We start from the raw sequence: 3,399 nt of genomic DNA on the forward strand, positions 1-3,399 counted from the left end.
TCTCGGTCGCCACCTTCCTCGCGGCCTTTTCGGCGCCCTTGCGGCTTGCGATCTCCTTGACCTTGCGGCCCGAGATCTCGTGACCGGCATCGTCAGGCATCTGCCAGAAGAAGAAGGCGGACGCGGCCGAGACGATCGAGACCACGACGAAGGCGGGCGCGAACGCGGAGGCGCTGAGCTCGGCGGCGCCGTGCCACCACAGCGTGCTTTCGACCGAGAAGGCGCCGATGGCGACGCCTGCCGAAATCGCCAGCTGCTGATTGACGGAGACGAGCGTGGTGGCGCGGCTCATCTGCGCGCTGTCGACCTCGGCATAGGCGACGGTGTTGATCGCGGTGAATTCCAGCGAGCGGAAGAAGCCGCCGACGACGAGGATGATCAGGATCAGCAGCAGCGGCGTCGTCGGCGTGAACAGCGCGCAGGCCGCCAGGAAGACCGAGGAGACCACCGCGTTGACGGTCATCAGATTGCGGAAGCCGAAGGTGCGGATGATGCGGCTTGCGAGCGTCTTCATTCCCATGGCCCCTACCGCCGAGCCGAAGGTGACGAGGCCGGACTGAAACGGCGTCAGCCCGAAGCCGATCTGCATCAGCAGCGGCAGCAGGAACGGCAGCGCGCCGATGCCGAGCCGGAAGAAAAAGCCGCCGACGACGGCGGCGCGCAAGGTCGGCAGGTTCAGCATCGAGAAATCGAGCACCGGCGAGCCGGTACGGCGCGCATGGATGACGTAGAGCGTCATTGCGATCGCGCCGATCGCGATCAGTGCGCCCACGACCGACCACGGCAGCAAATTGAGGCCGGCGACCGAGAGCCCGAAGGCGATGCCGGCAAGACCGATGCCGGCGAGCACCATGCCGTAGAGATCGAAGGGTTCGGGATGCTCCTCCTTGATCGGATCGATGTAGCGCAGCGCCATCACGACGCCGAGCAATCCGATCGGGATGTTGATCAGGAAGATCCAGTGCCAGGAGAAATAGGTGGTGATGAAGCCGCCGAGCGGCGGTCCGATCACAGGGCCGATCAGGGCCGGGACCGTGACCCAGGCCATGGCGCTGACCAATTCGCTCTTATCGACCGAGCGCAGCAGCACCAGCCGTCCGACCGGCGTCATCATCGCGCCGCCCATCCCCTGCAGGATGCGGGCGAACACGAAGTTCGGCACCGACTGCGACAGCGCGCAGCCGATCGAGCCGACCATGAAGACGCCGACAGCGACGCTGAACACCGTTCGCGCGCCGAAACGGTCGGCGGTCCAGCCGCTCGCCGGGATGAACACCGCGAGCGACAGCAGATAGGAGGTGATGGCGAGCTTCAGCGTCAGCGGACTGGTGGCGATGTCGACGGCGATCGCCGGCAGCGATGTCGCGATCACCGTGGAGTCCATGTTCTCCATGAAGAGCGCGGTCGCGACGATCAGCGGGATGACGCGTTGCTTGTTCATTGAAAGTCGGGGTTGACGCGGGGAGAGGGCGGGGCGGGCGTGCGGCTTTATCATCCCGCCGCTGATGAGGCCATTGCGCTGTCTGCATGGCTCCCTAAATGCTGCACGACAGACACATGCCGGAGGGCCGCTGATGATCTACGTGCTTGCTGTGTTGGTGCCGCCACTTGGCGTGCTGCTCAACGGCCAGCCGTTCGCGGCGATCTTCAACCTGCTCCTGATCGTGGTCTGCCTGGTGCTCGGGTTGGTCTTCCACGTGCTGCTGTTGGTGCCCTCGGCGCATGCGGTCATCGCGGTGCATATGAGGCGGGAGCAGCGCCGGCACCGCGAGGTGGTGGACGCGATCAGGCGCTATGGCCCACCGCCGGGCTATCCGCGCTGAGACGGGCGTCGGCGAGGGCGCTCCGCCGGACAAGGTGCGGAATTTCCGGCCTGTCATGGCGCCAACGGTGATATTTTATTCCACGCGAGCCCTGCGATGCGGGCTCGCCGGGCGCCCAGCGGCTTTGAGGCGCAAATCCGCGATTCTGCCCCGCGGCCCCTTTGATTCGTCACGTCAGCGTGCTATCGACCCGCGTCAACCCCATCGATGGGCATCGATTCGACAGCGAGGCAATGGCTTCGCTGGCGGCGGCGCTCATCCACCCATCAGGTCGCGAGCTGCGGCCGAGAGATCAAGGAGTTGACGATGGCCGTCGTGCAGGGAATCCGCGAAGCCTTTACATTCGACGACGTGCTGCTGAAGCCAGGCGCGTCGGATGTGCTTCCTTCGGATGTCGATATCCGCTCCCACGTGACCCGGGCGATCCCGCTGAACATTCCGATCATGGCGTCCGCCATGGACACCGTGACCGAGGCGCGCATGGCGATCGCGATGGCGCAGGCCGGCGGCGTCGGCGTGATCCACCGCAATTTCGATCCGCAGGGACAGGCCGCGCAGGTGCGGCAGGTCAAGAAGTTCGAATCCGGCATGGTGGTGAACCCGCTGACGATCGGCCCGGACGCGACCCTGTCGGATGCGCTGGCGCTGATGAGCACGCACGGCATCTCCGGCGTTCCGGTGGTGACCGGCGCCGGCAAGGGCATTCCCGGCAAGCTGGTCGGCATCCTCACCAACCGCGACGTCCGCTTCGCCACCGATCCCAACCAGAAGGTTTCGGAGCTGATGACGCATGAGAACCTCGTCACGGTGCGCGAGAGCGTCAGCCAGGCCGAAGCCAAGCGGATGCTGCACAAGCATCGCATCGAGAAGCTCCTTGTTGTCGACGAGCAATATCGCTGCGTCGGCTTGATTACTGTGAAGGACATGGAGAAGGCGGTCGCGCATCCGCTGGCCTGCAAGGACGGCCAGGGTCGTCTGCGCGTCGCGGCGGCGACCACGGTGGGTGAAGGCGGCTTCGAGCGCACCGAGCTGTTGATCGATGCCGGTGTCGACCTCGTCGTGGTCGATACCGCGCACGGCCACTCCTCGCGCGTGCTGGAGGCAGTCAACCGCATCAAGCGGCTGTCCAACGAGGTCCAGGTGATCGCCGGCAACATTGCCACCCGCGACGGCGCGCAGGCGCTGATCGATGCCGGCGCCGACGCCATCAAGGTCGGCATCGGGCCGGGCTCGATCTGCACCACGCGCATCGTCGCCGGCGTCGGCGTGCCGCAGCTCACCGCAATCATGGACGCGGTGGAAGCGACCAAGAAGGCCGGCGTCTCCGTGATTGCCGACGGCGGCATCAAATTTTCCGGCGACCTGGCGAAGGCGCTCGCCGCCGGCGCCGATGTCGCCATGGTCGGCTCGCTGCTCGCCGGCACCGACGAGACGCCGGGCGAGGTGTTCCTGTGGCAGGGCCGCTCCTACAAGGCCTATCGCGGCATGGGCTCGGTCGGCGCGATGGCGCGCGGCTCGGCCGACCGCTATTTCCAGCAGGACATCAAGGACACCTTGAAGCTGGTGCCCGAGGGCA

At 66.1% G+C, this 3,399-nt stretch carries 3 protein-coding genes; 2 read left to right on the top strand and 1 reads right to left on the bottom strand.

Annotated elements, in window-relative coordinates:
* A partial coding sequence (locus tag WA702_RS01780) for an MFS transporter (protein ID WP_425108808.1) occupies positions 1 to 1,441 on the bottom strand: 1,441 nt, incomplete at its 3' end.
* Positions 1,442 to 1,574: 133 nt separating this feature from the next.
* Between WA702_RS01780 and WA702_RS01785 the strand changes: the two genes are divergently transcribed.
* Positions 1,575 to 1,823, top strand: coding sequence for a hypothetical protein (locus WA702_RS01785; RefSeq protein WP_425108809.1), 249 nt, complete (start codon positions 1,575 to 1,577; stop codon positions 1,821 to 1,823).
* A 306-nt stretch (positions 1,824 to 2,129) separates the two neighbouring features.
* Positions 2,130 to 3,399: IMP dehydrogenase (gene guaB, locus WA702_RS01790; protein ID WP_425108810.1), on the top strand; the 1,270-nt coding region annotated here is incomplete at its 3' end.

This window comes from Bradyrhizobium sp., assembly GCF_049798375.1.
GTDB lineage: Bacteria > Pseudomonadota > Alphaproteobacteria > Rhizobiales > Xanthobacteraceae > Bradyrhizobium.

Excerpts from the sequence above, each read along its gene's own strand:
- WA702_RS01785 (WP_425108809.1), top strand. The coding sequence starts at position 1,575 with ATGATCTACGTGCTTGCTGTGTTGGTGCCGCCACTTGGCGTGCTGCTC.